We start from the raw sequence: 26,522 nt of genomic DNA, 5'->3' as shown, positions 1-26,522 counted from the left end.
GGTGCGGCGCGGGGTCAGGCCGGGGTGGAGTGCCGGGCTCCCTCGTGGCGCGGCGCCAGCCCGAGCCGCTCGACCAGCTCGGTCGTCGCCGTGGACCGGTTGAGGCAGTAGAAGTGGATCCCGGGGACACCCTCGGCGAGCAGCCGCTCGCACAGCTCGCCGGTGACCTCCATCCCTGCGGCGCGGATCGCCGCCGCGTCGCCGGAGTAGGGCGCGAGCCGCTCCACCAGTGCTCCCGGCAGCGGCGAGCCCGACAGCTCCGGGCCCTTGCGGAAGGTCTTCTCCGAGGTCAGCGGCATGATGCCGGGGATGATCGGCTGGTCGAACCCGGCGGCGGCGACCCGGTCACGCAGCCGCAGGAATCCCTCGGGCTCCAGGAACAGCTGGGTGACGGCGAACTCCGCCCCCGCCCGGAACTTCCCGACGAGCCGCTCGGTGTCGGCGTCGAGGTCGACCGAGCGCGGATGGCCGTAGGGGAACGCGGCGACGCCCACGCAGAACGGGCCGGACCGCTTGATCAGCGCGACCAGCTGGTCGGCGTACTCGAGTCCCTCGGGGTGGGCGACCCACTCGCCGAGCGGGTCGCCGGGCGGGTCCCCGCGCAGCGCCATGATGTTGCGGACACCCGCGGCGGCCAGCGACCCGATCACGTGGCGCAGCTCGTCGGTGGAGTGCGAGACGGCGGTCAGGTGCGCCATCGAGCAGAGCGTGGTGTCGGTGGCGATCCGTTCGACCGTGCGGACGGTCCGGTCGCGGCTGGAGCCGCCCGCGCCGTAGGTCACCGAGACGTAGGCGGGGTCCAGCACCTCGAGGCGGCGGATGGCGCGCCACAGCTCCGCCTCGCCCTGGTCGTCCTTCGGCGGGAAGAACTCCACCGCGAAGAAGGGGCGGTCGACGCTGATCCGTTCGGTCACCGTGGATGCGGAACTCGTCGTCACGGCGACGACCTTACGGGGCGCACGACCCGCCGGTCGTCCGCCGAAGGGCCCGCACCGCCCCCGAACGGCCATGACGTGCACCACCACCGCATCGACGGGCCGGGTCCCCGGCACACCGATAGCCTGGTCGACGTGGCAGACCCCGTCTCCTCCGTGTCCGCACCGTCCGGTCCGTCCGGGTCCCCCGGCCCGTCCACGACCGGTCCGGCCCCCCTGGACGACGCGCTGCCCCAGCACGTGGAACGGGTGCTGGCCGGGTACCTGGACCGCCGACGCGCCGAGGTGGCGGGCATCGACACGGTCGTCGTCCAGGCCGCCGACGCGCTGGCCGGGTTCGTCCTGGGCGGCGGGAAGCGGCTGCGGCCCACCTTCGCCTGGTGGGGCTGGCGCGGCGCGGGTGGCGACCCGGCCGACCCGCACGCCCACGGCGTGCTGAGCGCGATCGCGTCGCTGGAGCTGATCCAGGCGTGCGCACTGGTCCACGACGACCTGATGGACGCCTCCTCCACCCGGCGCGGCCGGCCGACGGTGCACGTCGAGTTCGCCAGGATGCACGCGGCGAACGGCTGGTCGGGCACGCCGGCCCGGTTCGGCGCCGCCGTCGCGATCCTCGTCGGGGACCTGGCCCAGGTGTGGGCCGACGACATGTTCCACGCCGCCCCGCTGCCCGAGGGCGCCCACACCCGCGCCGCCGAGCCGTGGCGGGCGATGCGCACCGAGGTGCTGTCCGGCCAGTACCTCGACGTGCTGGCGCAGGCCTCCGGGGACACCGCGGAGTCGACCGCGCTGACCATCGACCGCTTCAAGACCGCCGCCTACACCGTGGAGCGGCCGCTGCACCTGGGCGCGGCGATCGCCGGGGCCGACCCGCGGGTCGTCGCGGCCTACCGGCGCTACGGCGCCGACATCGGCGTCGCGTTCCAGCTGCGCGACGACCTGCTCGGCGTGTTCGGCGACCCCCGGGTCACCGGCAAGCCCGCCGGGGACGACCTGCGCGAGGGCAAGCGGACCCTGCTGGTCGCCGCGGCCCTGCAGCGGGCCGAGCAGCGCGGGGACCGGGCCGCCGCCGACGTCGTCCTCGCCGCGCTCGGCGACCCCGACCTGGACGCCGCGAGCCTGGACCGGGCCCGCTCCGCGCTGTCCGAGCTGGGCGCGGTGCAGTCGGTGGAGCAGCGGATCGCCGCCCTCACCGGCGCCGCGCTCGACGCGCTCGACTCCGCACCGGTCGCCGAACCGGGCCGGTCGCACCTGTTCGAGCTGGCCGAGCGCGCCACCCGACGGGCCTGGTGAGCGGGATGCGGCGGATCGAGGGGCCCTCCGACCACGTGATCGTCGTGGGGGCGGGGCTGGCCGGGCTGTCGACCGCGCTGCACCTGCTGGGCGCGGGCCGCCGGGTCACGATCGTCGAGCGGGAGAGCGTCCCCGGCGGCCGCGCCGGGCGGCTCGACGTGACCGACGCCCACGGGACCTACGCCCTGGACACCGGCCCGACCGTGCTGACCATGCCGGACCTGCTGGACTCCGCCTTCGCCGCCGTCGGCGAGTCCACCGCGGACCGGCTCGACCTCGTCCGGCTCGACCCGGCCTACCGGGCCGAGTTCGCCGACGGCTCGGCCATCGCGGTGCACACGGACGCCGCCGCGATGGAGCACGAGATCCGCGAGACCTGCGGCCCGGACTCCGCGGCCGGGTACCGGCGGCTGCGTCGCTGGCTCACCGACCTCTATCGCGCCGAGATGGACCACTTCATCGGCGCGAACATGGACTCGCCGCTGTCGCTGCTCGGGCCCGACCTGGCCCGGCTCGCCGCGCTCGGCGGGTTCGGACGGCTCGGTCGGCGGATCGACCGCTTCCTGCCCGACGAGCGGCTGCGCCGGGTGTTCTCCTTCCAGGCGCTCTACGCCGGGGTCTCCCCGCGCGATGCGCTCGGCGCCTACGGCGTGATCGCCTACATGGACACGATCGCGGGCGTGTACTTCCCCCGCGGCGGCATGCGGATGATGGGGACCGCGCTGGCCGGCGCGGCCGCCGACGCGGGCGCCGAGATCCACTACGGCCGCACCGTGACCGGCCTGGACCGCTCCGGCGACCGGGTCACCGCGGTCCGGCACACCGGCCCCGACGGCACCGACGAGTCGCGCACCCCGTGCGACGCGGTCGTGCTCACCCCCGAGCTGCCCGCGGCCTACGCGCTGCTCGGCGGGGCGCCGCGACGCCCGGTCGGGCTGCGCTGGTCGCCCAGCGCCGTCGTCGTGCACGCCGGGATGCCCGCCCCCGCCCCCGGCACCGCGCAGCACCACCACACGATCTCCTTCGGCGGCTCCTGGGACGGCACCTTCCGCGAGATCATCGACGAGGGCCGGCTGATGTCCGACCCGTCGCTGCTGGTCACCCGGCCCGGGCTGACCGACCCGTCGCTACAGCCCGACGGGCGCGAGGTCATGAGCGTGCTCGCGCCCTGCCCGAACACCGCGGTGGCGCCCGGCATCGACTGGGACCGGGTCGGCCCGGCCTACGCCGAGGAGCTGTTCGGGGTGCTCGCCGACCGCGGCCTGGTGGACCCCTCGGCGGAGCCGAGCTGGACCCGGATGTGGACCCCGCAGGACTGGGCGGCCGCCGGGATGGCGGCGGGCACGCCGTTCTCGGCGTCGCACACGCTGGCCCAGACCGGCCCGTTCCGGCCGCGCAACCTGGTCCGTGGGACGGCGAACGCGGTGCTCGCCGGGTGCGGCACGACCCCCGGCGTCGGGATCCCGCCGGTGCTGATCTCCGGGCGGCTGGCGGCGGAGCGGATCACCGGTCCGCGCCCGGCCGAGCGCGCCGGGCACGGGGTCGGGGCACGCACGGGTCACTGAGGGTCGGCACTGAGGATGGGCACTGACGACGGCCGCTGCGGGCGGGCGCCGAGTAGGAGCGTCGAGGGGCGTGGAATCATGTCCCCGACGACGCCCGACCAGCACACACGGACACGATGACGGCTCAGCCCTCGCCCCCGCTCCCCCGCCCGGCGGCTCCCGAACCGGTGACGCCGGACCCCGGCGCGGGCCGGGTCATGCCCCCGCCCGCCACTCCGCGGCCCGCCGGGCCCGGTCTGGTCGAGCGGCTGGGCTCGCCGCCGCGGGGCATCCTGCTGCTGGGGCTGGCCGGGACCGTGCTGATGTTCCTGGGTTCGTTCGGCGGCGGCGGGATCCCGATGCGGGACCCGGTGATCGGCAACTCGGCCCTGTCGTTCTGGCGCTACGGCCACGGCGCGATGCTCGCGACGATCGTGATCTACGTCGGCCTGGTGCTGATGGTGTGGGCGTGGGTGCGGCTGGGCCGCGCCTTGCTCGCCCGCGGCGCCGGCGGCCGCGCGGTGCTGACGACGGCGGCGGTGTGGATGCTGCCGATGCTGGTCACGGCGCCGCTGTTCACCCGCGACCCCTACAGCTACCTCGCCCAGGGCGCGCTGCCGCTGGCCGGGTACGACCCGTACGTCGTCGGGCCGGACACCATGGGCGGGACCTTCACCGACAACGTCCACTTCTTCTGGCAGGACACCCCCGCCCCGTACGGGCCGCTGTTCATCCTGCTCGCCCAGGGCGTGGTCCTGCTCGTCGGCCAGAACGTGCTGCTCGGCGTCGTGCTGATGCGGCTGAGCCTGGTCACCGGGCTGCTGCTGCTCGTCGCGGTGCTGCCCGCGCTGACCCGGCGCCTGGGCGGGCGCCCCGCGGTCGCGCTGTGGCTGACCGTGGCGAACCCCGTGATGGTCGTGCACATGGTCGGCGGGGTGCACAACGACCTGCTGGTCGTCGGCCTGCTGCCGCTGGCGGCGCTGCTGGCGCTGCGGGAGCGGTTCGTGTGGGCGATCGTCGTCGCGTCGCTGGCGATGGCGGTCAAGGCCTCGGCCGGGATCGTGCTGCCGTTCCTGGTGCTCGTGTGGGCGGCGAAGCTCTCCGGCGGGTTCTGGTCGCGGCTGGTCCGGGCCGGGGTGCCGTCGGTGGCGGTGTTCGGCGTCGTGTTCGGCGGGGTCACCTGGCTCACCGGTCTCGGGCTGGGCTGGCTGCCCGCGCTCAGCGCCCCCTCGATGATCGTGAACTGGTTGTCCGTGCCGACCGCCGTCGGGCAGGCGACCGCCAGCGTGGCCGGGATGTTCGCCGAGGAGGTGAACTCCCAGGCGTTCGTCGACACGTTCCGGTTCATCGGCGCGCTGGTGATGGCCGCACTCATCGCACTGCTCTGGTGGCGCGGCCGCAACGACCCGCGGGTCGCGGTGCGCAACGCGGCGATCGCCCTCGCGCTGGCCGCGGTCCTCTCCCCCACCACACTGCCGTGGTACCTGAGCTGGGGGTTCTGCCTGCTCGCGATGACCCCGTGGAGCGCCCGCGGGCTGCAGTGGGTCGTGTTCGGCTCGATCTGGCTGATGATCGTGTACTTCCCCGACGGCGAGACCGCCCTCTACGTGCCGCACTACCTGCTGGCCTGCGCCCTGGCCGGTGTCCTGGCCGCGGTGTCGCTGCTCCGGCCGGACCCGCTCGGCCTGCGCCGGAGCACCCCGTCGCCGACCCCGGCCGTGGCACAGCCCGCGACAGAGCCCGCGACACGGCCCGCGACCCAGCCGCCCACCGACGATGCGGCCGTCCGCGGCTGAGCGGGCCGGGCGCGTCGAGCTCGACGCCGCCGGCCTGACCGACCCGCAGCTGCGCGCGGCCTATGCCGCCTGCCGGGCGCTGCATGCCGAGCACGGGCGCACCTACTTCCTCGCGACCCGGCTGCTGCCCCCGGAGCGACGGGTCGACATCCACGCCCTCTACGGCTTCGCGCGCTTCGCCGACGAGATCGTCGACGACCCCGACGGCGCGGGCGGCGGGGACCCGCACACCCGGCTCGACGCGCTCGACGCCGAGCTGGCGGCCGCGCTGGCGGGCGCGCCGCTGCCCGGCAGCAGGCCCGAGGTCATCGCCGTCGCCGAGACCGCGCGCCGCCACGACCTCGACGCGTCACTGTTCCGGGACTTCATGGTCTCGATGCGGATGGACCTGTCCGTCACCGACTACGCCACCGACGACGAGCTGGCCGTCTACGTGCACGGCTCGGCCGCGGTGATCGGGCTGCAGACGCTGCCGGTGCTCGGGACCGTCGTGCCGCGGGCCGAGGCCGAGCCGCACGCCGCGCTGCTGGGCGTGGCGTTCCAGATCACGAACTTCCTGCGCGACGTCGGCGAGGACCTCGACCGCGGCCGGGTGTACCTGCCCGCCGACGAGCTCGCCGTGTTCGGGGTCGACCGGGAGCTGCTGGCCTGGAGCCGGCGCACCGGGCGCCCGGACCCGCGGATCCGCCGCGCCCTGGCCCACCTGGTCGCCCGGACCCGGGCCACCTACCGCCGGGCCGACCCGGGGATCCCGATGCTGGAGCCGGTGTCGCGGGCCTGCATCGGCGCCGCCCGGGTGCTGTACGCGGAGATCCTCGACGAGATCGCCGACGCCGGCTACGACGTCCTGACCCGCCGGGTCGCGGTGTCGAACCGGCGCCGGGCCGCCGTCGCGCTGCCCCGGCTCGGCCGGGCGTTGGCCGCCCGCGGGAGCCGGCTGGCGCGCGACCGCGTCCACCGCGCCCGCGCCTGACGGGCCGCGCCCCGAAGGGCCCCGGTCAGAAGGCCATGGCCTGGGCGCGGCGCTTGATCTCCTTGTGCCGGCCCGCGCGCAGCGCGGTGATCGGGGCGCCGTCCAGCGACTCCTCCTCGCTGAACAGCCAGGTCAGGATCGCGTGGTCGTCGTAGCCGCCGTCCCGCAGGACGACGATCGTGCCCGGCAGCCCGCGGACGACGCCGTCCCGGTCGAGCAGCGCCGCGGGGACGACGACATCGTGCCCCTCCTTGAAGGACAGGAGCTGCCCGTCGCGGACGAGCTGGTGCACCCGGGAGACGGGGATCGACAGGCGGTCGGCCACCTCGGCGACGCTCAGCGTCTCCTCGGTGACAGCGGCGGGGAGGGACTCGTTCACAGCCGGACACTGTCCCACACCGCCCCGGGCGGCGCCGACGCCCACCGCACCGACCGGCACGGCGGCCCCGGCGCCGACCACCTGCACGAGCGCCGGGATCCCCACCGGTAACCTGACCCGCGATGAGCTCACCGTCCGGTCCAGCCGCCCCCGGCACCCCGGGTGGGGCCGGGCGGCTCGCCGCCGACGGCCCCGGCGAGGTGCTGCTCGACGGTCGCTACCGGGTCGGCCCGGTGCTGGCCCGCGGCGGCATGTCGACGGTGCACCACGGCACCGACACCCGTCTCGAACGCGCCGTCGCGATCAAGGTGATGGACCCGAGGATGGCCGGGGACCACGCCTTCCGCACCCGGTTCGACCGGGAGGCCCGCCTGGCGGCCCGGATCGACCACCCGTGCGTCGTCGCCGTCTACGACCGGGGCACCGTCCCGGCGGGCCCGCTGGGCGAGGCCAGCCTGTTCGTCGTCATGGAGCTGGTCGACGGCGGCACCCTGCGCGACGTGCTGCGCGCCCGCGGCGCACTCGGGCTCCCCGCCGCGGTGCGGGTGCTGGAGCCGGTCCTCGCCGGGCTGGCCCGCGCGCACCGGCTCGGCATGGTGCACCGCGACGTGAAGCCGGAGAACGTGCTGATCTCCTCCGGCGGCGAGGTGAAGGTGGCCGACTTCGGCCTGCTCACCGCGGCTGCCGAGGCCGGGGTCAGCCACGCGGGGATGATCCTAGGGACGATGGCCTACCTCTCCCCCGAGCAGGTCGTGTCCGGCCGCGCCGACGGCCGCAGCGACGTCTACGCCGCCGGCGTCGTGCTCTACGAGATGCTGACCGGGCAGCCGCCCTACACCGCCGACAACCCGCTGTCGGTGGCCTACCGGCACGTGAACGAGGACGTGCCGCCGCCGTCGGCGCTGGTCCCGGGCCTGCCACCGGCCGTGGACGCGCTCGTCGCCCGGGCCACCTCGCGGGACCCGGAGCAGCGCCCGGTCGACGCGGAGCACTTCCGCCGCGAGCTGCTGGACATGGCCGACCGGCTGGGCCTGCCCCGGACCGCGACGCCGCGACCGCCCGGCCCACCGCCCCCCGACGACGGCGCCACCCTCCCCGCCGGACCGCTGCGCCACCGACCGCTCGACGCCGCCGCGCCCGGCCCAGGCGGCACCCGGGTGCAGACCAGGGCCCGCGGCGCGCACGGCACCGCCGTCACCCCCGCCGGTCAGCCGGAGCCGATGACCCGCGAGGAGCTGGCCGGGCGGCGCCGCCGTGGCCGCCGGGTGTTCGCGCTGTGGATGGTGCTGCTCCTGCTGCTGGCCGCACTGGCCGGGACGGGCGCCTGGTGGCTCGGGTCCGGCCGCTGGACCACGATGCCCGCGGTCACCGGCCTGGACCGGGAGCAGGCGACCGCGCTGGTCGCCGAGTCCGACCTGACCCCGACCGTCACCGAACGCGCCGACGACGAGATGGCCCCCGACCGGGTGGCCCAGGTCGACCCGGCGCCGGAGACCCGCGTGCTGCGCGGCACCACGGTCACCCTGGTCGTCTCCACCGGCCGGCCCGCCGTCCCCGACGTGCCGGCCGGCAGCGCGGTCGCCACCGCCGAGGACGCGGTGCGCCGCGCCGGGCTGACCCCGGTGCAGTCCACGACCGCGGCGGAGTACAGCACCGAGGTCCCGGCCGGGGCGGTCATCCGGACCGACCCACCCGCCGGGACCCGGCTTGCGAGCGGCGCGGCGGTCACCCTGGTCACCAGTCGCGGCGCCGAACCCGCCCCGCCCCCGACGACCACGCCGCCCACCGCGGAGCCGGGCCCCACCTCGGTGCCGTTCGTGATCGGCATGCGCGCCGACGAGGCCGCAGACCTGCTGCGCCAGGCGGGCTTCGACGTCGACGTCGAGCGCGGCTTCCCGTTCGGTCACCGCGACGGGCGCGTCATCGGGCAGGACCCGGGAGCGGGCAGCGACGCCGAACCGGGCGACACCATCACGCTCACCGTCCTCTGAGCCCGGCCCTCGGAACCGGGCGCTCCGAGCCGGGTGCTCCGGGCCGGGCGACACACCGCGTGGACACCGGCCGGCGGCCGGAACCCGGCGGGGCGGGAACCGGTGTCCCGGCCGGATGGCGGTCCGGCCGGGACACCGGCGTTCGTGGGGCCTACAGCCCGAAGCGGATGCGCTCGTCGTCGCCGACGGGCGGCAGCTGCGCCCCGGCGACGGTCACCGCGAGGGCACCGGCGCGCACGGCGTAGCGGGCCGCGTCGACCAGGTCGTCCCCGGCGGCGAGCCGCACGGCGACGGCCGCGAGGAACGCGTCGCCCGAGCCGGTGGTGTCCACCGGCTCGACCCGCATTGCATCCACTGTGGACACCGTATCGCGGTCGGCGTCGTGGACCTCGCACCCCGCGGCCCCGCGTGTCACCACCGAACGGGGCACCGGGTGCTCCCCCAGCAGCGCGGCCTCGTGCTCGTTGCGGTTCCCCCGAGATCGTGGAGGGTTCTTATGCCGCGTCTCGGGTGAGGGCGGCGTTCTCGTAGTTGATCGGTGAGAGCCCGGCGGCGGCACTGTGTCGCCGCCGGTGGTTGTAGAAGCCGTAACACCAGTCGATGACCGCCGCCCGCGCCCTACTGATGGTGTCGAAGTCGTTGCGGGACAGCACTTCCCACTCCAGGCTGGAGAAGAACGCCTCCGCCGCGGCATTGTCGAAACACGACCCGACCCGGCCCATCGACTGACGGATGTCGAGCCGCCGACACAGAGCGGTGAACGCGCCCGCGGTGTAGGTCGACCCGCGGTCGGTGTGGAAGATCACCCCGGCGATTCGGTCCGCCCCGCCGCGGGCCGCCACCGCCATCCGGATCGCCGCACACGCCAGCTCGGCGTTCGGGTGCAGCCCCGTGGCCGCGCCGAGCAGCCGCCGCGAGTACAGGTCGATCACCGTGGCCAGATACAACTTCCCGGCCGCGGTGGGGATCTCGGTCATGTCCCCGACCCATCTGCGGTTCGGCTCGGCCGCAGTGAAACCCCGACGAAGCAGGTCCGGGAACTTCGGCGCCGTGCGGTCCTGGCGGGTCAGCCCGTTGTGCCGCTTGATCCGGCGGGCGACCAGGCCCTGGCGGCGCATCGAGTCCGCCACGGTCTTCTCCGACACCCACCATCCGGCCTCACACAGGTCGGCGTGCAGACGGGGTGAGCCGTGTAGCCGCTGGGCGTCGTCGAACGCCACGGCCACGGCGGCGTCCCACGCACAGCGGCGCTTCTCGGTCGCGGTGGCACCACCGTCGGAACGCGCGGCGCGGTCGAGCCACTTGTACAGCCAGGAGATCGACACCCCCAACAGGGCGCAGGCCAGCGTGTGCGGCACCCGGTGGAAGGTCCTCTGGTCGGCGATGAAACGGGCCACGCTCACTTCGTCGCCTCCTTGACCCACAGGACCACGGATCGCTTGAGGACATCACGCTCCATCCGCAGCTCGGCGTTCTCCGCGCGCAGCCGCTTGAGCTCCTCGACGCCGCCGCGAGACAGGCCCTCGGTGTCCTCGCGGGCCTCTCGTGCACGGGCCACCCAGTTGCCCAGCGTGCCCTCGTTGACCCCCAGGTCACGGGCGACCTGGGCGATCGGCTTGCCCGTCTCCTCCACGACCCGGACCGCTCCGTCACGGAACTCCCGGTCGTAGCGCTTCCGTACCTCTGGCATCGCTACCCCTTATAGCTGATGCCTCCCCGATCATGGGGGAACCGCACGTTGACGACGAGCACGTCGGTGGCGTCGAGCAGCTCCGGGGGCACCGGGGCGTAGGGCGAGAGGTTGAGCAGCACGGTGGTCCCCGCGGCGCGGGCGGCCCGGGCGGCGGCCAGCACCGTCGGGGTGGGGATCTCCAGGCACAGCGTCAGCACCGCGACGTCGTCGAAGGCGGGCAGGTCCCCCGCCCCCAGGGTGGCGTTGGCCCCTGGCGAGACGACGATCGTGTTGTCGCCCGCGGCATCGACGGTGATGACCGCGGTGCCGGTGGCCGTGCCGGCCCGCACCGCGACCCGGTCGACGTCGGCGCCCGCGGCGGCGACGGCGTCGCGCACGGTGCGGCCGTGGTCGTCGTCGCCGATCGCGCCGACCATGCCCACGCCGACCCCGGCGCCGGCGCCGAGCCGGGCGGCGGCGACGGCCTGGTTGGCCCCCTTGCCGCCAGGGCCCACCGTCAGGTCCTCCCCGGCCACGGTCTCCCCCGGTCCGGGGAAGCGCTCGGTGCGCACCACCAGGTCCGCGTTGAGCGAGCCGACGACCAGGACCCGGCTCATCGGGCGTCCACCGCGTCGTGTGCGGCGCCGGTCTCGGCCGCGGCCGGACGCGGGATGAGCAGCGACAGCGCGAACGCGCCCGCGGTGCACGCGGCCCCGACGCCCATGCCCGCGGCGTAGCCGCCGACCCCGGTCTGCTCGGCACCGCCGACGGCGACCTGCACCGCGGGCAGCACCACGAAGCTGATCCCGGCGCCCAGGTTGAACGCGCCGGCGTTGAGCCCGGGGAGCATGCCGGGCCGGTCGGCGGGCGAGAGCAGCACGCCCAGGCCGTTGAGCATGATGTTGGCGATGCCGGCGTAGGTGACGCCGAGCAGCAGCGTCGCGACGACCAGCACCGGGAACGAGTGCACCCCCACCACCGCCAGCAGCACGGTGGCGACGACGCTGCCGGCCAGCCCGACCCGCAGCACCGTGCGGTAGCCGAGCACCGGGGCCAGCCGACCGGCGAACGGCCCGACCAGCCAGCCGATCAGGGCGTAGGGGGCGAGCAGCGCCAGCGCGGTGAGGTCCGCGCCGAGCCCGAACCCGGCCGTGGGGTTCTGGGCGATCGAGGCGACCAGGCCGTTGACCACGGCGAACACGCCGGTCATGGTCAGCAGCGTGGTGCCGAGTGTGGCCCAGGTCGCGCGCCGGCGCAGGTCCTCGGGTGCGACGAGCGGCTGCGCGGTGCGGCCCTGCAGCCGCCAGAACACCACCGCGGCGACGACGGCGAGCAGCGCGTACCCGGCGACCAGGCCCCAGCTCGCGTCGGACAGCGCAGCGGCCTCGTCGAAGGCCAGCAGCAGCGCGCCGACCGCGACGACCAACGGCACGACCCCGCGCCAGTCCATCCGGGCGCCCTCCGAGGGGCGGGACTCCACACCCCACACGGCGACGAGCACCAGCGCGACGACGGTGACCGCGGCGATGACCCAGAAGATCGAGCGGAAGCCGTGGTGGGTGGCCAGCCAGCCGCCGAGCAGTGCGTCGAGACCGGCGACGCCGCCGTTGACGGCGGTGATCAGCCCGAGCACGACCCCGTAGCGGCGCGGGTCGGCGACCTCGCTGCGCAGCATGAGCAGGCAGATCGGGACGACCGGCCCGGTGATGCCCTGCAGGATCCGACCGGCGAACAGCATCGGCACGCTGACGGCGAGGGCGGCGACGACGCTGCCGAACAGCATGACCGCGAGCATCACCAGCAGCACCCTGCGGCGCCCCGCGATGTCGGACAGCCGCGGGAGGAACAGCGAGAACATCGCCGCGAGGGTGAAGAACATCGTCTGGGACAGGCCGACGGTGGCGTCGTCGGTGCCCAGCTCGCGGGCCATGGTGACCAGCGCGGGGCTGAGCATGGAGGCGTTGAGCTGGAACGCCACGCAGGCGGCCAGCACCGCCACGACGAGGGTGACGACCGGGCGGCGGTCGGGGGTGGTCATGCGATCTGCTCCGTCGCAGCGAGGAGGGCGGGGCCCGGGTCGCCGATGGTGCGCAGCGCGTCCACGACCAGCCCCCAGAAGCGGGCGTGGTCGAGCTCCAGCGCGGCGTGGGTGCGGCACCCCTGCGGGGCCGGACCGCGCCGGTCGGCGACCGTCATCCCGGTGGTGTGCCGGCCCGCGGTCTCGACGACGATCGGCATCGGGAACGCCCGGACGATCGTTGGGTCGATGACGTGGGCGACCGCGCACGGGTCGTGCACCGGCGGGGCGTCGAAGCCCTGCACGTCGCGGTAGGTGGCGGCGAAGAAGTCGAGCAGCTCGTCGACGAAGCGCGCCGGGCCGGTCCCGACGGCGCGGATCGCGCGGCGCACCTCGGGACCGGCCAGCGCCTGGTGGGTCAGGTCGAGCCCGACCATGACCACCTCCCAGCCCGCCTCGAACACGATCGCGGCGGCCTCGGGGTCGATGGCGATGTTGAACTCGGCCACCGGGGTCCGGTTGCCGACGGCGACGCCGCCGCCCATCAGCACCACCCGCTTGACCCGTCCGACGATCTCGGGGGCGCGCCGGGCGGCGAGCGCGATGTTGGTCAGACCGCCGGTGGGGACGAGGGTGACCGTGCCCGGATCGTGGGCGAGCACGGTCTCCACGATGAGGTCCACGGCGTGGGTGTCCACCGTGGTGAACGCCGGGGCGGGCAGCTCCGGGCCGTCCAGCCCGGACTCGCCGTGGATGTCGGCGGCGACGGCGATCTCCCGCAGCAGCGGGCGGTCGGCGCCGGCCGCGAACGGCACGCCGGTGATCCCGGCCAGGGTCGCGACCGACAGTGCGTTGCGCGTCACCTTGTCCAGCGTCTGGTTCCCGACGACCGTGGTGACGGCGAGCAGCTCGATCCGCGGGTCGCCGTGGGCGAGCAGCAGCGCGATCGCGTCGTCGTGGCCCGGATCGCAGTCCAGGACGATCTTCTCGGTCATCTCCGGTGTCCTACCTCGTCGTCGCGGCCGTCCGGGGCTCCGGACGTGTCGACTGTGACTGGTCAAGCGCATGACGTCAAGCGCTTGATGTGTGGCGCGTCCGGGTACGCTCGCCCAATGGCAGGACCGGTGGGCCGGCGGGTGACGGCGGCGATGGTGGCCCGGCGGGCGGGGACGAGCGTGTCCACCGTGTCGCTGGTGGTGAACGGCAAGTCGCGTGGGCGGGTGTCGGAGGTGATCACCGACCGGGTCCGGGCCGCGGTCGACGAGCTGGGCTACGTGGTCGATCACGCGGCGAGTTCGCTCGCCCGCGGTACCACCGACCTCGTCGTGCTGCTCGCCCCGGATCTCCCCAACCCCTACTTCGGGCGGGTCACCACCGGGATCCGGGCGGCGCTGGGCAGCAGGCACCCGCTGATGCTGTCGGTGATCGAGGGCGGCGAACAGCCCGGCGCCGACGACGTCCGCCGGGTCGCGGCGTTCCGGCCGGCCGGGCTGCTGGTCCACGCGCCGTCGCCGACGTTCCTCGACGACCTCGAGCCCGGCGGCCCGCCGATGGTCCTGATGGACGCCCCCGGTTTCGAGAGCCGCGCGGCCACGGTGACCTTCGACCTGGAGCCGGGCGTGCGCGCGCTGGTCGCGCACCTCGCCGCGGCCGGGCACACGACGATCGCCTACCTGGAGGGGTCGACGCCCTCGGCCACCTTCACCGTGCGCCGCGAGCTGCTGTCGCGGGTCGCCGCCGCGCACGGCCTGCGGGTCCTCGACGACGGCACCCGGGCCGGGCTGACCCTCGACTCGGCCGCCGACGTCAGCGCCGAGGCACTGCCGCGCTGGCGGGCGGCCGGGGCGACCGCGGTCGTCGCGGCGGCGGACACGATGGCCTACGGCGTCCTCGCCGCCGCGCACCGGCTCGGGCTGGACGTGCCGGGGGACATCGCCGTCGCCGGGTTCGACGACCTGCCGTACTCGCAGGTGACCGCGCCGGCGCTGACGAGCGTGGCGCTGCCCGCCGAGGAGCTCGGCCGGGCCGCCGCGCAGCGCCTGGCCGGGGTGCTCGCCGGCGCCGACGGCTACGGCGTCGCCCCCCGCCTGCCGTCGCGCCTGGCGGCCCGGGCCAGCACCGGCGCCTGATCCCGGGCGCCCCGCGCGTCGGGGTACGGGCGGCCCGCTTCCCGTCGATCAGTACCTGAGCGTGGTCCGGACCGGCCGGAGCAGCGCTGAGGTACCGATCGACGAAGGCAGGTCAGCCGCGCAGCATCTCCGCGACGAGGAACGCCAGCTCCAGGCTCTGCTGGGTGTTCAGCCGCGGGTCGCAGGCGGTCTCGTACCGGCCGGCGAGGTCGGTGTCGGAGATCCGCTGCGCACCGCCGAGGCACTCGGTGACGTCCTCGCCGGTGACCTCGACGTGGATGCCGCCGGGGTGGGTGCCGAGCGAGCGGTGCACCTCGAAGAAGCCCTGCACCTCGTCGACGATCCGGTCGAAGTGGCGGGTCTTGTAGCCGGTCGAGGCCTCGTGGGTGTTGCCGTGCATCGGGTCGCACTGCCAGATGACCTTGTGCCCGGAGGCGGTGACCTTCTCGACGATCGCCGGGAGCACGTCGCGGACCTTGTCGTTGCCCATCCGGGAGATGAGCGACAGCCGGCCGGGGCGGTTGTGCGGGTCGAGCCGCTCGACGTACTCGACGGCCTGGTCGGGCGTCGTCGTCGGGCCGATCTTCATCCCGATCGGGTTGGCCAGCAGCTCCGCGAACGCGACGTGCGCGCCGTCGAGCTGGCGGGTCCGCTCCCCGATCCAGAGGAAGTGCGTCGACAGGTCGTAGAGCTTCGGGGCCTCCCCGCCGGTGGGGTCGCGCTCGAGGTCCAGGCGCAGCATGGCGCGCTCGTAGTCCAGCAGCAGTGCCTCGTGGCTGGCGTAGAACTCGACCTGGTGCAGGTTGTGGTCGCGCACCCCGCAGGCGTCCATGAAGCGGACCGCGCGGTCGATCTCGGCGGCGACGGCCTCGTAGCGCACGCCCGCGGCGGAGGTGCGGACGAAGTCCTTGTTCCAGTCGTGCACCTTGGACAGGTCGGCTAGGCCGGTCGCGGTCAGGCCGCGGACCAGGTTCATCGCCGCGGAGGCGTTCGCGTAGGCACGCACCATGCGCGACGGGTCCGGGATCCGGCCCTGCGGGTCCGGGGCGAGACCGTTGACGATGTCCCCGCGGTAGGACGGCAGCCCGGCCGCGTCGATCGGGGAGCTGCGCGGCTTGGCGTACTGCCCGGCGATCCGGCCGACCTTGACCACCGGCATCGAGGCGCCGTAGGTCAGCACGACGGCCATCTGCAGCAGCGTGCGGATCGTCGCCCGGATGTGCGGCTCGGTGTTGTCGACGAAGGTCTCGGCGCAGTCGCCGCCCTGCAGCAGGAACGCCTCGCCGTTCGCGACGTCGGCGAGCCGGGACTGCAGCCGGTCGACCTCCGGGGGCAGCACCACCGGCGGGACGGACTCGAGGACCTTCCGCACGTCGCCCACCTGCGACGGGTCGGGCCACTCGGGCTGCTGGGCGGCAGGGCGGGAGAGCGCGTCGTCCAGCGCGGAGCGCAGGTCCGCGGGCAGCGGCGGCAGCTCCGGGAGGACGTCGATCGGCGCGTCGACGGACCAGTTCACGTGGTCCAGCCTAGGCCGCGGCCGATCCCTACCGGGGCGCGGCCCCCGTCGCGAGGGTCTCGGCGATCACTTCCCAGCGCCGCAGGTTGTGCCGGGCGTCGGCGAGCGCGTCGTGCGCCTGGGCGGGCGGCGGGGGCAGTGCCGGGCGGCCCGCGTCCTCCCACCGCTGGCGCAGCTCGCGGGTGAAGCGCGGGATCGGGCGCGGCAGCGCGGGCATCGCGCCCCACAGCTGGCACAGCGCGACGTGATCGTAGGCGGCGATCCAGGCCCACAGCTCGACGTCACCGGGGGCGCCGGTGCAGAAGTCGAGGATCTCCTCGCGCATCCGGGCCCGTGACATCCAGGCCCGGTCGCTGGGCGAGGGCAGCTTGGGCAGGACGTTGGCCCGCACCCACTTGCCGGCCCGGTCCGGGTCGAACTCGGTGGACACGGCGTAGAACTCGCGGCCGTCCTCGCCGACGATCCCGATCGACACCAGGTCGATCGTCGTGCCGTCCTCGATGAACTCGGTGTCGTAGAAGAAGCGCATGGTGCCGTCCTGTCTACCGGAGCCGGTCAGGAGGCGCGGGAGTCGGGCACGTTCGCGTCCGGCCGCGGCAGGCTCTGGCGCGACGGGGCCGGCGGCGGCGCACCGGCCGCGGCCTTCTCCTTGACCGACGTCGCGTACAGGTCGACGTAGGTCTGCCCGGACAGCTCCATCAGCGCGTACATGATCTCGTCGGTCATGGAGCGCTCGATGAACCGGTCCCCCGCCATGCCCTCGTAGCGGGAGAAGTCCAGCGGCTCACCGATCACGATCCGCACCTTGCGCGGGCGCCACATCTTCGAGCCGATGGGGTTGACCCGGTCGGTGCCCACCATCGCGACCGGAATGACCGGCACCCCGGCCTCCAGGGCCATCCGGGCGACGCCGGTCTTGCCCTTGTAGAGGCGCCCGTCGGGCGACCGGGTGCCCTCCGGGTAGATGCCGAGCAGCTTGCCCTCGTTCAGCAGCCGCACCGCGGTGTCCATCGCGGCGCGTGCCGCGGACCCCCCGGAGCGGTCCACCGGGACCTGTCCGACGCCGGTGAAGAACTGTTTCTTGAACCAGCCGCGGATCCCGGGCTCGGTGAAGTACTCGCGCTTGGCGAGGAAGGTCACCCGCCGCGGCAGCATCAGCGGCAGGAAGAACGAGTCGGCCACCGCGAGGTGGTTGCTGGCGAGGATCGCGCCGGAGCCGGCGGGCACGCTCTCGGCACCGCGCACCTCCGGCCGGCAGCACAGCCTCATCAACGGGCCGAGCAGCACGAACTTGGACCACCAGTACAGCACCCTGCGCTGCCTCCCTACCGACTTCGGCGACAGCCTACGGAGCGTCGACACCTCCTCACAACGGGGCTGTGGTCACCGTGGCCGGGCACGCCCCGCGGTGGCCCGCGCGGGCCCGTGGGCAGTGTCGGGCGGGACACCGGCCGTGACAGGATGGGAGCCGCCGCGAGCGGGGAGGGACGGACCGGGATGAGCTCCGCAGACCCCGCGCGTGACCGCGAGGACCGGCCCGACGACGACTTCGACGCGATCGTCTCCGCCTGGCGCGACGAGGGCTCGGTGCCGGACTGGCCCTCCGAGCCCGTCGAGCGGGCCGACCGGGCGGACCGCACAGAGACCGGCGACGCCACGGGCGCCGCGGCGGACCGCCCCGTGCACCGTCCGGGCCCCGCGGTCCCGCCCCCGGGAGGCGGGGCCGACGCCGACCCGGAGGACCACTACCACCCGCCGGAGCCGCCGCCGCTGCCGCGGCCGGGCCCCCCGGCCGTCGTGGGTGGCGGGCTGATCGCGGTGGGGCTGCTGCTGTGCGTCGCGCCGGGGCTGGTCGGCGTCGGCGGGACCTGGCCACTGCCGCTGGGGCTGGTGCTCATCGCGGCCGGGCTGGGCTGGTTGCTGCTGCGGCTGTGGAGCCCGGACACCGACGAGGGCCCCGACCCCTGGGACGACGGCTCGCGGCTGTAGCGCTCAGCGCCGGGCGTCGGCCCGCAGGCTCTCCCGGGCCAGCGTCGCCGCGCCCACGACGGCGGCGGCCGCGCCGAGCTGCGCGGTCCGGATCCGGGCCAGCGGCCGGTTGCCCGCGCCGGTGAGGATGCGGGAGTAGTGCTCGCGGGCGGCGTCGAGGAACAGCGGCGCCGACGCCGACACCCCGCCGGCGATCACCACGAGGTCCGGGTCGAAGACGTCCGCGACGAGCGAGAGCCCCTCCCCCAGCCAGCGCCCCATGTCGTCGAGGGCGGCGCGGGCGACCGGGTCGCCCTCGCGGGCGGCGGCGGCGACCCGCTTGCCGGTGACCCGCCCCGGGTCGACGGCGGCCTCCCGGGCCAGGCCGGACGGGCCGGGCACGTCGCCGCCCGAGAGCATCTCCAGCGCGGTGGCGCCGAGCGCGGTCCCGCTGCAGTAGCGCTCCCAGCAGCCGCGCTTGCCGCACGGGCAGGCCCGCCCCTCCGGGACGACCCGCAGGTGCCCGAGCTCGGGGGCAACGCCGTGCGCGCCGCGGTACAGCTCGCCGTCGAGCAGCAGGGCACCGCCGATCCCGGTGCCCAGCGCGACGACCAGCGCCACCGACGCGCCCGCCGCGGCGCCGTAGCGGCGTTCGGCGAGCGCGGCGGAGTTCGCGTCGTGCTCCACGACGACCGGGATCCCGCCGAGCCGGGCGCCGATCCGCTCGGCGACCGGGGCGTCGCGCCAGGACAGGTGCGGGGCGTAGCGGACCAGCCCGCGGGGGGCCTCGACGAACCCGGCGAGCGCGAGCCCGACGGCGGCGACGGTGTGCCGGCGCCGCAGCTCCTCGACCGCGCCGGCGATGGCGGCCTCCAGCGTGTCGTCGGTGCGCGGGGTCGGCGCGGAGGCGGTGTCGAGGATCCCGCCCTCGGCGTCGACGACGCCCGCACGCACGCTGGTGCCCCCGACGTCCACCCCGATGGTGCGGACGTCGGACATCCGGGGGCTCACGTCCGGTGCACCACGATCCGCTGGACGGAGCGACCGCTGCCCTGCGGCCGTCGGGACTCCCGGCGCGCGGGCGGGGCGGCCTCCTCCAACAGTGCGACGAGCACGGCGAGCAGCCCGGTGGCGTGGTCGGCGAGCCGGGTGACCAGCTCCGAGCGCTCCCCCCGGACGACGGCGATCAGCGCGCACACCGGACAGGCGGTGCAGGAGCCCGCGGCGCCGGGGCCGGGTTCGACGCCCGTGGCCTGCAGCGAGTCCGACATGGCCTCGGCGGCGGTGCGCAGCCGGTCGAGCAGCGCCACCGCGGTGACCCGCAGGTCCTCCGGGATGGCGCCGTGGGTGCCGCAGTGGGTGCCGCCCTGGGTGTCGCGGCCGCTCACGAGGTCATCCAGGTGCCCGGGTCGGGGACGAAGGAGATCACGAGGCGGGCGTCGGAGCCGTGGCCCTCCAGCCGGGCGCCGGTGGCCTCGCAGCGGCGCAGTACCGACGGCAGCGAGACCACGCGCCGGGAGAACCCGATGCCGACGACCATGTCGTCGCCGACCCGGGCGAGGTCCAGCGGCGCGTCCTGTGCGCCGGGCAGCGCCACGTCGAGCTCGAACTCGGTGTCGGCGGAGACCCCGTGACCGGCGGTGCGCCGGAGCTCCATCAGCGGCCGCGACGGGGCGTCGTCGGTAGTGCCCGCGGGGTCGTCCTCGCCGTAGACGGAGTGGGCCAGCTCGCGCAGAGCGGCGACGCCGGTCGGCTCGGCGGCGGTGTAGCGGACCGCCGTCACCGGCACGTCCGCGCCGAGCTCGCCCAGCTCGGCGAGCACGGACTGCTGCTCGGCGGCCCGCTCGCGCAGCCAGCGGGCGGCGGGCCCGCGCAGCGACGGCGGCGGACCCGGCATCACCCGGTTCGCCAGCAGCCCGTCGACCCGCAGCTCGTGCAGCGCGAGCGCGGTCAGGGTCCGGCGGGTCTCGGCCGCGACGACCCGCTCCGGGGTCAGCACCAGCCGGATCGAGGTGCGGGAGCGGTCCGCGAGCAGGCCGCGCAGCCCACGCAGCTGTTCGGCCAGCACACCGAGCGCGTCGACGGTGCGCTCCCAGCCCGCGCCGTCGGCCTTCGCGCCGGCGAGTCCGGCGACCAGACCGCGCACGGCGCGCCGGTGCGCGGGGAACAGCCGCTCCAGGTAACCCGACAGCGCCTCGGGCAGGGTGAGCAGCCGCAGCGTCTCCGCGGTCGGCCCGCAGTCGACGACGACGACGTCGAAGCGGCCGGAGTCGGCGAAGCGCTGCACCTCGACGAGCGCGAGCAGGTCCTCGACGCCGGGCAGCACGGTCAGCTCGTCGGCGACGAGCTCGTCCACCCCGGCCCCGGCGAGCATCGTGCGCAGGTGCCCCTGCAGGTCCCCCCAGGCGCCCTCGAGCAGGTGGCGGGCCTCGATGTGGGCGCCCCACAGGTTGTCGGTGACCTCGGTGGGATCGGCGCCCAGCTCGGCGTCCAGCGCGTCGCCGAGGGAGTGCGCCGGGTCGGTGGACACGACCAGCGCCGACCGCCCGGTCCCGGCGACGTGCGCGGCCGTCGCGGCGGCCAGGGTCGTCTTGCCGACCCCGCCCTTGCCGGTGAAGAGCACCACACGCACAGCGCGGAGCCTAACGATCGTGTCCGGGTCGCCGCCGACCGGCTCAGCCCTTCTCGACGCGGCGCTTGAGCCCCTTCAGGGCCGCGTCGATGATCACTTTCTCCGCCTTGCGACGGAGCATCCCGATCATCGGGAAGTTGACCTCGACGCTGAGCTCGTAGGTGACGGTGGTGCCGCCGGCGTCGCCGACCAGCCGGTACGCGCCGTCCTGGGCTCGCTGGATGCCGCCCTTGACCAGCGTCCACGACACCGAGCGGTCGTCGGCGGCCCAGTCGTAGTCGAGGGTGTAGGTGTCCTTGATGGCCCCGGCGTCCATCGCGAAGCGGACCTGGCGGGCGCGGCCGTCGGCACCGGCGTCGAGGATCTCGACGCTGGTGATCTGGTCGGTCCACTCGGGGTAGGACGCGAAGTCCGCGATCACCGCCGTGACCCGCTCCGGCGGGGCGTCGATGTGGATCGAGGACGAGGTCGCGTCGGCCATGGCGGGAGGCTATCCGGTGGTCAGAACCGGAGCACGTAGGGCGTGCCGTGCGCACGGAAGTGTCCGGCGTTGACGCACTCGGTTCGGCCGACCCGGGTACGGCGGCGCAGCGGCTGGTGCACGTGGCCGAACAGCGCGTTCGAGGGCTGCTCGGCCCGGATCCGCGCGGCCAGCGGGAGACTGGCGATCTCGGCGCGGCGGGTGACGACGTCGTAGGTCAGGCCCGGGAGCGCCGGCGGGACGTGGGTGCACAGCACGTCGGCCGGGCCAAGCGCGTCCAGGCGGGCGGTCCATTCCTCGTGGGCCACGAAGTGCGGCTGCCAGGGGCCGGTGCGGCGCGGGTCGACCCCGGGCGGCAGCGGCACCCCGCCGAGGAAGCCGAACCGGCGGCCACCGATCTCGGCCACCCGTCCGTCGGCGCGGGTGACGCCCTCGGTCTCGGGCCAGGCGTCGGGGACGTCGACGTTGCCGGGGATCGCCCACACCGGCACCCCGAGGCCGCCCAGCACCCCGAAGACCTCGGCGTACTGGGCGGCGACGGCCTCGGCGACGGCGGCCGCCGGGTCGGTGAACCGGGCCCAGGAACGCTCCAGCAGGCCCAGCATCTGCGTGCGCGGCGCCCCGATCCGGCGCATCCGGCCGAACTCGGCGGCCACCTCCGACCCGAGCAGCCGGGAGATGATCCCGTTGGCCGGGTCGCGGTAGTCGATGAACTCCAGCAGGTCACCGAGCACGAGCACGCCGTCGGCACCCTCGGCGGCGCGGGCGAGCGGCGTGGTGGCGCCGTGGACGTCGGTGACGACGTGCAGCCGCACGCTCAGGCCGTCCGGGCCGGCCGGAACGCCGACGGCGCGACGCCCGCCGGGCGCCCGCCGTCCAGGCGTCGCTTGAGCGCGAAGGCGTGCGCCTTGAACGCGCGATGCCGCCGGTCGGACTCCGCGCGCAGCCACCGGCGGCGCCGCAGCCGCCCGCGGGGCGGCGGGCCGTGCGGGTCCGCGCGCAGGAAGAAGTGCAGGACGGTGCCGTCGCCCTCGGGCTCGCACCAGACCTCCATGGTCCCCACCAGCGCGCCGGTCACGGTCCAGCGCAGCCCGGCCGGTCCGCGGTCGTGTGCGACCTCGGGACGCAGGTCGGGCCAGTACGACGGCCACCGGGCCGGGTCGGCGAACTCCGCCGCGACCCGCTCGCGGGGCACGGCCAGGAAGGTCTCGTCGATCACGTCGATCGCGGGCACCCGGTCAGCGTGCCACCCCGTGCGACGGCCCCGGTCACGGGTACCGTCGCGGGCCTGGCCGGACCGGCGGATCAGCTCGTCGATCCGCTATGTCCGGTTCGATGTACGCGGCCCCTACTCTCCGGTAGGTTCTGCCGGAAGGTGTCGCCGCAGCCGTCGCGGCGACCGTGTTCTCAGCCTGTCGAGGCCGCCAGGAGGTCGATCCCCGTGCGTGAGTACAGCGTTCCCGCCGCGGTGTCAGTGGGAGACGAGGAATCGCTCTCGGACGCCGTGTTCGACAATGCCGCACAGCACCCGTCGGACGTGCTCTACCGCCGCAAGGCCACGGACGGGACCTGGTCGGAGGTGACTGCGGCCGAGTTCGCCGAGCAGGTCACCCGGATCGCGGCCGGGCTGATCGCCGCGGGCGTGCAGGCCGGGGACCGCGTCGCGCTGCTGTCGCGGACCCGGTACGAGTGGACCCTGTTCGACTACGCGATCCTCGCCGCGGGCGGGGTCACCGTCCCGATCTACGAGACCTCCTCACCGGACCAGATCTCCTGGATCGTGTCGAACTCCGGCGCGGTCGGGATCGTCGTCGAGACCGCCGACCACGCCGCCGCGCTGGAGAAGGTCCGCGGGGACCTGCCGTCGCTGCGCACCGTGTGGCAGATCGAGCCCGCCGGGTCGGCGCCGGACGCCCCCTCGGCGGTGGAGCAGCTGCGCGGCCTGGGCTCGGACACCCCGGACGTCGTGGTCCACGAGCGCCGGAGCGCGGTGCGCGCCGACGACCTGTGCACCCTGATCTATACCTCGGGCACGACCGGCCGGCCCAAGGGCTGCGAGCTCACCCACCGGAACATGCTCTCCGAGATCCGGACGATCGCCGCGACGATCCCGAACCTGTTCGAGCCGGGCGACTCGGTGCTGCTGTTCCTGCCGCTCGCGCACGTGTTCGGCAAGGCCATCCAGTGCGGCTGCCTGGCCACCCGCACCGTCGTCGGGCACACCCCCGACGTCAAGAACCTGCTGCCCGATCTGGCGGAGTTCCGGCCGACCTTCCTGCTCGCCGTGCCGCGGGTGTTCGAGAAGGTCTACAACGGGGCCCGGCTCAAGGCGCACAACGACGGCAAGGGGAAGATCTTCGACGCCGCCGCCGCCACCGCGATCGCCTACTCCGAGGCGCTCGACGCGGGCGGCCCGGGGCTGCTGCTCAAGGCCCGGCACGCGCTGTTCGACAAGCTCGTCTACGGCAAGCTGCGCGCCGCCGTCGGCGGGAACGTCAAGGCTGCGGTGTCGGGATCGGCGCCGCTGGGTGCGCGGCTCGGCCACTTCTTCCGCGGCATCGGCCTGCCGGTCCTGGAGGGCTACGGCCTGACCGAGACCACCGCGGGCATCACCCTGAACACCCTCGACGCCCAGCGGGTCGGCTCGGTCGGACGCCCGGTGCCCGGCTGCGCGGTCGGGATCGCCTCCGACGGCGAGATCATGCTGCGCGGCGACATCGTCTTCCGCGGCTACTGGGACAACGAGGAGGCCTCGGCCGAGGCCCTGGAGTCCGACGGCTGGTTCCACTCCGGTGACATCGGCGAGCTCGACGACGGCGGCTTCCTCACGATCACCGGCCGCAAGAAGGAGATCATCGTCACCGCGGGCGGCAAGAACGTCGCCCCGGCCGTGCTCGAGGACCGCCTGCGGGCGCACCCGTTGGTCGGGCAGTGCATCGTGATCGGCGACCAGAAGCCGTTCATCTCCGCGCTGGTCACGATCGACCCGGACGCCCTGCCGGGCTGGCGCGAACGCAACGGCAAGCCCGCCGGCGACGGGAGCTCGGCCGCCGACCTCGTCGACGACCCGGAGCTGCGCGGCGAGATCGCGGCCGCGGTCGAGGACGCCAACCAGGCCGTCTCGCGGGCCGAGCAGATCCGCAAGTTCACGATCCTGCCGCACGACTTCAGCGAGGCGGGCGGCGAGCTGACGCCGACGATGAAGGTCAAGCGCAAGGTCGTCGTGGAGTCCTACTCCGACGAGATCGAGGCGCTCTACGCGGGGACCACCTCCGACTAGGGCTGACCCTCCACCGGCGCCCCTCCTCCCGGCGACGGCGGGTCGCGCCGCTCAGCGCGGCCCGTCGTCGCCGGTCAGGAAGCCGTGCAGCCGCGCCGCCGACGACGGTCCGCCCCAAAGCCGACGGACGCGGGCCCGCCCGGCGCGACCCATCGCCGTCGCGCGGGCGGGATCGGCGAGCAGGTCCGCGACCCGGTCGGCGACGTCCCGTCCCGCCACGACATGGCCGGTCACGCCGTCCTCGACGGTCTCCGGTGCTCCGCCGGAGTCGCCCGCGACGACGGGCAGTCCCGACGCCGCGGCCTCCAGCAGCGCGATCCCCAGCCCCTCGACGTCGAGCCCGCCCAGGTGGGTGCGGCACGGCAGGGCGAACACGTCCCCGGCGGCCTGGTGCGCGGCGAGCTCGGCGGCCGGCACCCCGCCGGTGGACACCACGGCGTCGGCGACCCCGGCCCGGGCCGCCAGTGCGCGCAGCCGGTCCCGGTAGGGCCCGCCGCCGACGAGCAGCAGCCGGGCGCCCGGCACCCGCGCCCGGATCCTCGGCAACGCCGCGACCAGCACGTCCTGACCCTTGCGCGGCACCAGCCGGGACACGCACGACACCACCGGCGCGTCCCCGAGCCGGTAGCGGGCCCGGACCGCGGCGCGGGCGGCCGGGTCGGGCGCGAAGCGCACGGTGTCCACCGGCGGCGGCAGGACCTCGACGGCCGCGTCCGGGCCGAGCGCACCGGCGAGCCGGCCGCGGGTCCAGCGCGAGACCGTGGTGACGACGTCGGCGTCCCGGCCGATCCGGTGCAGCGCCCGGCGCGCGCCGGGCAGCATCGACCAGCCGACCTCGTGGCCGTGCGTGGTGGCGACGACCCGCTCCACCCCCGCGTGGCGGCGCAGGTACGGGCCGAGCAGCCCCAGCGGCGCGGCCGCGCCGAACCAGACGGTCCGGGCGTCGTGCTCGCGGGCCAGCTCCGCGGCGCGCCGGGCGACCTCGGGGACCGGCAGCATCAGCGACGACCGGTGCCGGTGCACGGGGAACGGCAGCCCGGCGTCGTGGGCGGCGTCGCCGCGCCAGACAGGGGCGTGGACGGCGAGGGTGTCCGGCGGGAGCGCGCGGGCGAGGTCGGACAGGTAGGACTGGATGCCGCCGGGGCGGGGCGGGAAGTCGTTGGTCACCAGCAGCGTGCGCGCCACGGTCGGCGACGCTAGTCCCCGACGGGGTGGCGGCCCCCGGTGGTCGCCGGCGGACCGGGCAGAGGGATCGGAGCGGCGGGGTCGGGACGGCGGCTCCGCACGCGCACGGCGCGTCGGGGATGCGGGCCGCCGTCCGACACTCCGGGGAGCGGACGAGTTCCGCGTCCTCACCGCTGCGTGACCGGAACGGTCGCCCGCCGGCGTGGCACTGCTCCGCAGGAGTGGTGCCGGTCGCTCGACGGGACAGCAGGTGAGGATGTCGTGCTGTTCAGGTGAACGAGCGCGGCCGCCCACGGTGACGGTCCGGCCCGGCATTTCTCCGGCGCGGCCATTCTGTCGGACCCCTCCCCTAGCGTCCGCGGTACTCGACCACCTCGGGTCCGACGAAGGAGGAGCCATGATCGTCGACTGCGATCGCTGCGAGGTCCGCGGTGCCGCGTGCGGTGACTGCGTCATCGGGGTGCTGCTGGAGGTCCCGGAGGACGACCGACCGATCCCCTATCTCCCCGTCGACCTGCCGGCCGGCTCGGTGGACACGAGCGTGGCCACGGCCGGGGCCCCGGTGGAGTTCGCCGAGCCGGAGCGCCGGGCGTTGCAGGTGCTGGCCGAGGGCGGCCTCATCCCGCACCTGCGCCTGGTCGAGCCGGGCACACCGGCACGCACCACGCTGCCGATGCCGGTGGTCCCGCCGGCCGGGCGCCGGACCCGGCACCGTGACGTGGGGTGACCGG

At 75.2% G+C, this 26,522-nt stretch carries 27 protein-coding genes; 9 read left to right on the top strand and 18 right to left on the bottom strand.

The annotated features are described in order from the left end of the window. Positions 1-14: 14 nt before the first annotated feature. Entirely contained in the window at positions 15-938 is a 924-nt protein-coding gene (locus tag XF36_RS08180) for a methylenetetrahydrofolate reductase (protein ID WP_060711518.1), read from the bottom strand. A gap of 213 nt (positions 939-1,151) precedes the next feature. On the opposite strand from XF36_RS08180, the gene XF36_RS08175 reads away from it, so the two are divergent. The 4 genes from XF36_RS08175 to XF36_RS08160 all read left to right on the top strand — a co-directional run bounded on the left by XF36_RS08175 (position 1,152) and on the right by XF36_RS08160 (position 6,541). Beyond that, the gene (locus XF36_RS08175) at positions 1,152-2,228 is read left to right on the top strand and encodes a polyprenyl synthetase family protein (protein ID WP_060714518.1); all 1,077 of its coding nucleotides are present in this window, start codon (positions 1,152-1,154) and stop codon (positions 2,226-2,228) included. Positions 2,229-2,233: 5 nt separating this feature from the next. Further along, complete coding sequence (crtI, locus tag XF36_RS08170) at positions 2,234-3,793, top strand: phytoene desaturase family protein (RefSeq protein ID WP_060714519.1); 1,560 nt, start codon at positions 2,234-2,236, stop codon at positions 3,791-3,793. A gap of 167 nt (positions 3,794-3,960) precedes the next feature. After that, complete coding sequence (mptB, locus tag XF36_RS08165; protein ID WP_238589176.1) at positions 3,961-5,568, top strand: polyprenol phosphomannose-dependent alpha 1,6 mannosyltransferase MptB; 1,608 nt, start codon at positions 3,961-3,963, stop codon at positions 5,566-5,568. After that, entirely contained in the window at positions 5,549-6,541 is a 993-nt protein-coding gene (locus tag XF36_RS08160) for a phytoene/squalene synthase family protein (RefSeq protein ID WP_060711517.1), read from the top strand. The genes mptB and XF36_RS08160 overlap by 20 nt, the downstream gene beginning before the upstream one ends. Positions 6,542-6,566: 25 nt before the next feature. Here the strand turns inward: XF36_RS08160 and XF36_RS08155 are convergent, their stop codons facing one another. Then, the gene (locus XF36_RS08155; RefSeq protein ID WP_043278585.1) at positions 6,567-6,920 is read right to left on the bottom strand and encodes an Rv2175c family DNA-binding protein; all 354 of its coding nucleotides are present in this window, start codon (positions 6,918-6,920) and stop codon (positions 6,567-6,569) included. Between the two features lie 122 nt (positions 6,921-7,042). Between XF36_RS08155 and pknB the strand changes: the two genes are divergently transcribed. Next, complete coding sequence (pknB, locus tag XF36_RS08150; protein ID WP_060711516.1) at positions 7,043-8,911, top strand: Stk1 family PASTA domain-containing Ser/Thr kinase; 1,869 nt, start codon at positions 7,043-7,045, stop codon at positions 8,909-8,911. Positions 8,912-9,062: 151 nt separating this feature from the next. On the opposite strand, the gene XF36_RS33850 is transcribed toward pknB, so the two are convergent. The 6 genes from XF36_RS33850 to XF36_RS08120 form a co-directional block, all read right to left on the bottom strand. After that, positions 9,063-9,326 carry a PfkB family carbohydrate kinase gene (locus XF36_RS33850; protein ID WP_238589300.1) on the bottom strand — a complete coding sequence of 88 codons (264 nt, stop codon included), beginning with the start codon at positions 9,324-9,326 and terminating at the stop codon, positions 9,063-9,065. 79 nt (positions 9,327-9,405) lie between these two features. Beyond that, positions 9,406-10,314, bottom strand: coding sequence for an IS3 family transposase (locus XF36_RS08140; protein WP_060711515.1), 909 nt, complete (start codon positions 10,312-10,314; stop codon positions 9,406-9,408). Beyond that, the gene (locus XF36_RS08135) at positions 10,311-10,601 is read right to left on the bottom strand and encodes a transposase (protein ID WP_060710840.1); all 291 of its coding nucleotides are present in this window, start codon (positions 10,599-10,601) and stop codon (positions 10,311-10,313) included. The genes XF36_RS08140 and XF36_RS08135 overlap by 4 nt, the downstream gene beginning before the upstream one ends. Positions 10,602-10,603: 2 nt before the next feature. Next, entirely contained in the window at positions 10,604-11,200 is a 597-nt protein-coding gene (locus XF36_RS08130; protein WP_082375258.1) for a PfkB family carbohydrate kinase, read from the bottom strand. Next, positions 11,197-12,621: an MFS transporter gene (locus tag XF36_RS08125; protein ID WP_060711514.1), complete on the bottom strand. Its 1,425-nt coding sequence runs from the start codon at positions 12,619-12,621 to the stop codon at positions 11,197-11,199. Before XF36_RS08125 ends, XF36_RS08130 begins: the two co-directional genes overlap by 4 nt. Further along, entirely contained in the window at positions 12,618-13,595 is a 978-nt protein-coding gene (locus XF36_RS08120) for a nucleoside hydrolase (RefSeq protein ID WP_060711513.1), read from the bottom strand. The genes XF36_RS08125 and XF36_RS08120 overlap by 4 nt, the downstream gene beginning before the upstream one ends. 117 nt (positions 13,596-13,712) lie before the next feature. Between XF36_RS08120 and XF36_RS08115 the strand changes: the two genes are divergently transcribed. After that, positions 13,713-14,729: a LacI family DNA-binding transcriptional regulator gene (locus XF36_RS08115; protein WP_064485394.1), complete on the top strand. Its 1,017-nt coding sequence runs from the start codon at positions 13,713-13,715 to the stop codon at positions 14,727-14,729. Between the two features lie 112 nt (positions 14,730-14,841). Here XF36_RS08115 and XF36_RS08110 read toward each other — a convergent pair whose 3' ends face one another. The 3 genes from XF36_RS08110 to XF36_RS08100 are packed head-to-tail and all read right to left on the bottom strand — an operon-like array spanning position 14,842 to position 17,556. Continuing rightward, positions 14,842-16,245 (bottom strand): class II 3-deoxy-7-phosphoheptulonate synthase, encoded by a 1,404-nt coding sequence (locus XF36_RS08110; protein ID WP_020626439.1) that lies wholly within the window; start codon positions 16,243-16,245, stop codon positions 14,842-14,844. 28 nt (positions 16,246-16,273) lie between these two features. Next, entirely contained in the window at positions 16,274-16,774 is a 501-nt protein-coding gene (locus tag XF36_RS08105; protein WP_060711511.1) for a polyadenylate-specific 3'-exoribonuclease AS, read from the bottom strand. 26 nt (positions 16,775-16,800) lie between these two features. Further along, positions 16,801-17,556: a lysophospholipid acyltransferase family protein gene (locus tag XF36_RS08100; RefSeq protein ID WP_060711510.1), complete on the bottom strand. Its 756-nt coding sequence runs from the start codon at positions 17,554-17,556 to the stop codon at positions 16,801-16,803. A 186-nt stretch (positions 17,557-17,742) separates the two neighbouring features. Here XF36_RS08100 and XF36_RS08095 point away from each other — a divergent pair, with 186 nt between their 5' ends. Further along, positions 17,743-18,234, top strand: a complete 492-nt coding sequence (locus tag XF36_RS08095) for a hypothetical protein (RefSeq protein ID WP_060711509.1) — start codon at positions 17,743-17,745, stop codon at positions 18,232-18,234. Between the two features lie 3 nt (positions 18,235-18,237). On the opposite strand, the gene XF36_RS08090 is transcribed toward XF36_RS08095, so the two are convergent. From XF36_RS08090 to XF36_RS08065, 6 genes are read right to left on the bottom strand one after another with little or no spacing between them, the layout of a single operon-like run. Next, positions 18,238-19,212, bottom strand: coding sequence for an ROK family protein (locus tag XF36_RS08090; RefSeq protein WP_060711508.1), 975 nt, complete (start codon positions 19,210-19,212; stop codon positions 18,238-18,240). A gap of 8 nt (positions 19,213-19,220) precedes the next feature. Beyond that, on the bottom strand, positions 19,221-19,601 hold the full coding sequence (locus XF36_RS08085) for a hypothetical protein (protein ID WP_060711507.1): 381 nt from the start codon (positions 19,599-19,601) through the stop codon (positions 19,221-19,223). Further along, entirely contained in the window at positions 19,598-20,845 is a 1,248-nt protein-coding gene (locus XF36_RS08080) for an ArsA family ATPase (protein ID WP_060711506.1), read from the bottom strand. The genes XF36_RS08085 and XF36_RS08080 overlap by 4 nt, the downstream gene beginning before the upstream one ends. A 43-nt stretch (positions 20,846-20,888) precedes the next feature. Further along, positions 20,889-21,326: an SRPBCC family protein gene (locus XF36_RS08075; protein ID WP_060711505.1), complete on the bottom strand. Its 438-nt coding sequence runs from the start codon at positions 21,324-21,326 to the stop codon at positions 20,889-20,891. A gap of 20 nt (positions 21,327-21,346) precedes the next feature. Further along, a complete protein-coding gene (locus tag XF36_RS08070; RefSeq protein WP_060711504.1) occupies positions 21,347-22,141 on the bottom strand; it encodes a metallophosphoesterase family protein in 795 nt (264 codons plus the stop codon). A gap of 2 nt (positions 22,142-22,143) precedes the next feature. Next, the gene (locus XF36_RS08065) at positions 22,144-22,560 is read right to left on the bottom strand and encodes a hypothetical protein (RefSeq protein WP_060711503.1); all 417 of its coding nucleotides are present in this window, start codon (positions 22,558-22,560) and stop codon (positions 22,144-22,146) included. 207 nt (positions 22,561-22,767) lie between these two features. On the opposite strand from XF36_RS08065, the gene XF36_RS08060 reads away from it, so the two are divergent. Beyond that, positions 22,768-24,606: an AMP-dependent synthetase/ligase gene (locus XF36_RS08060; protein WP_060711502.1), complete on the top strand. Its 1,839-nt coding sequence runs from the start codon at positions 22,768-22,770 to the stop codon at positions 24,604-24,606. 51 nt (positions 24,607-24,657) lie between these two features. On the opposite strand, the gene XF36_RS08055 is transcribed toward XF36_RS08060, so the two are convergent. Continuing rightward, positions 24,658-25,791: a glycosyltransferase family 4 protein gene (locus XF36_RS08055; RefSeq protein WP_060711501.1), complete on the bottom strand. Its 1,134-nt coding sequence runs from the start codon at positions 25,789-25,791 to the stop codon at positions 24,658-24,660. Positions 25,792-26,188: 397 nt separating this feature from the next. Between XF36_RS08055 and XF36_RS08050 the strand changes: the two genes are divergently transcribed. Continuing rightward, on the top strand, positions 26,189-26,518 hold the full coding sequence (locus XF36_RS08050; RefSeq protein ID WP_064485393.1) for a hypothetical protein: 330 nt from the start codon (positions 26,189-26,191) through the stop codon (positions 26,516-26,518). Positions 26,519-26,522 lie beyond the last annotated feature (4 nt).

Origin of the sequence: Pseudonocardia sp. HH130629-09, from assembly GCF_001294645.1 — a bacterium.
Taxonomy (GTDB): Bacteria; Actinomycetota; Actinomycetes; order Mycobacteriales; family Pseudonocardiaceae; genus Pseudonocardia.
This window is presented reverse-complemented; position numbering and strand designations above follow the sequence as displayed.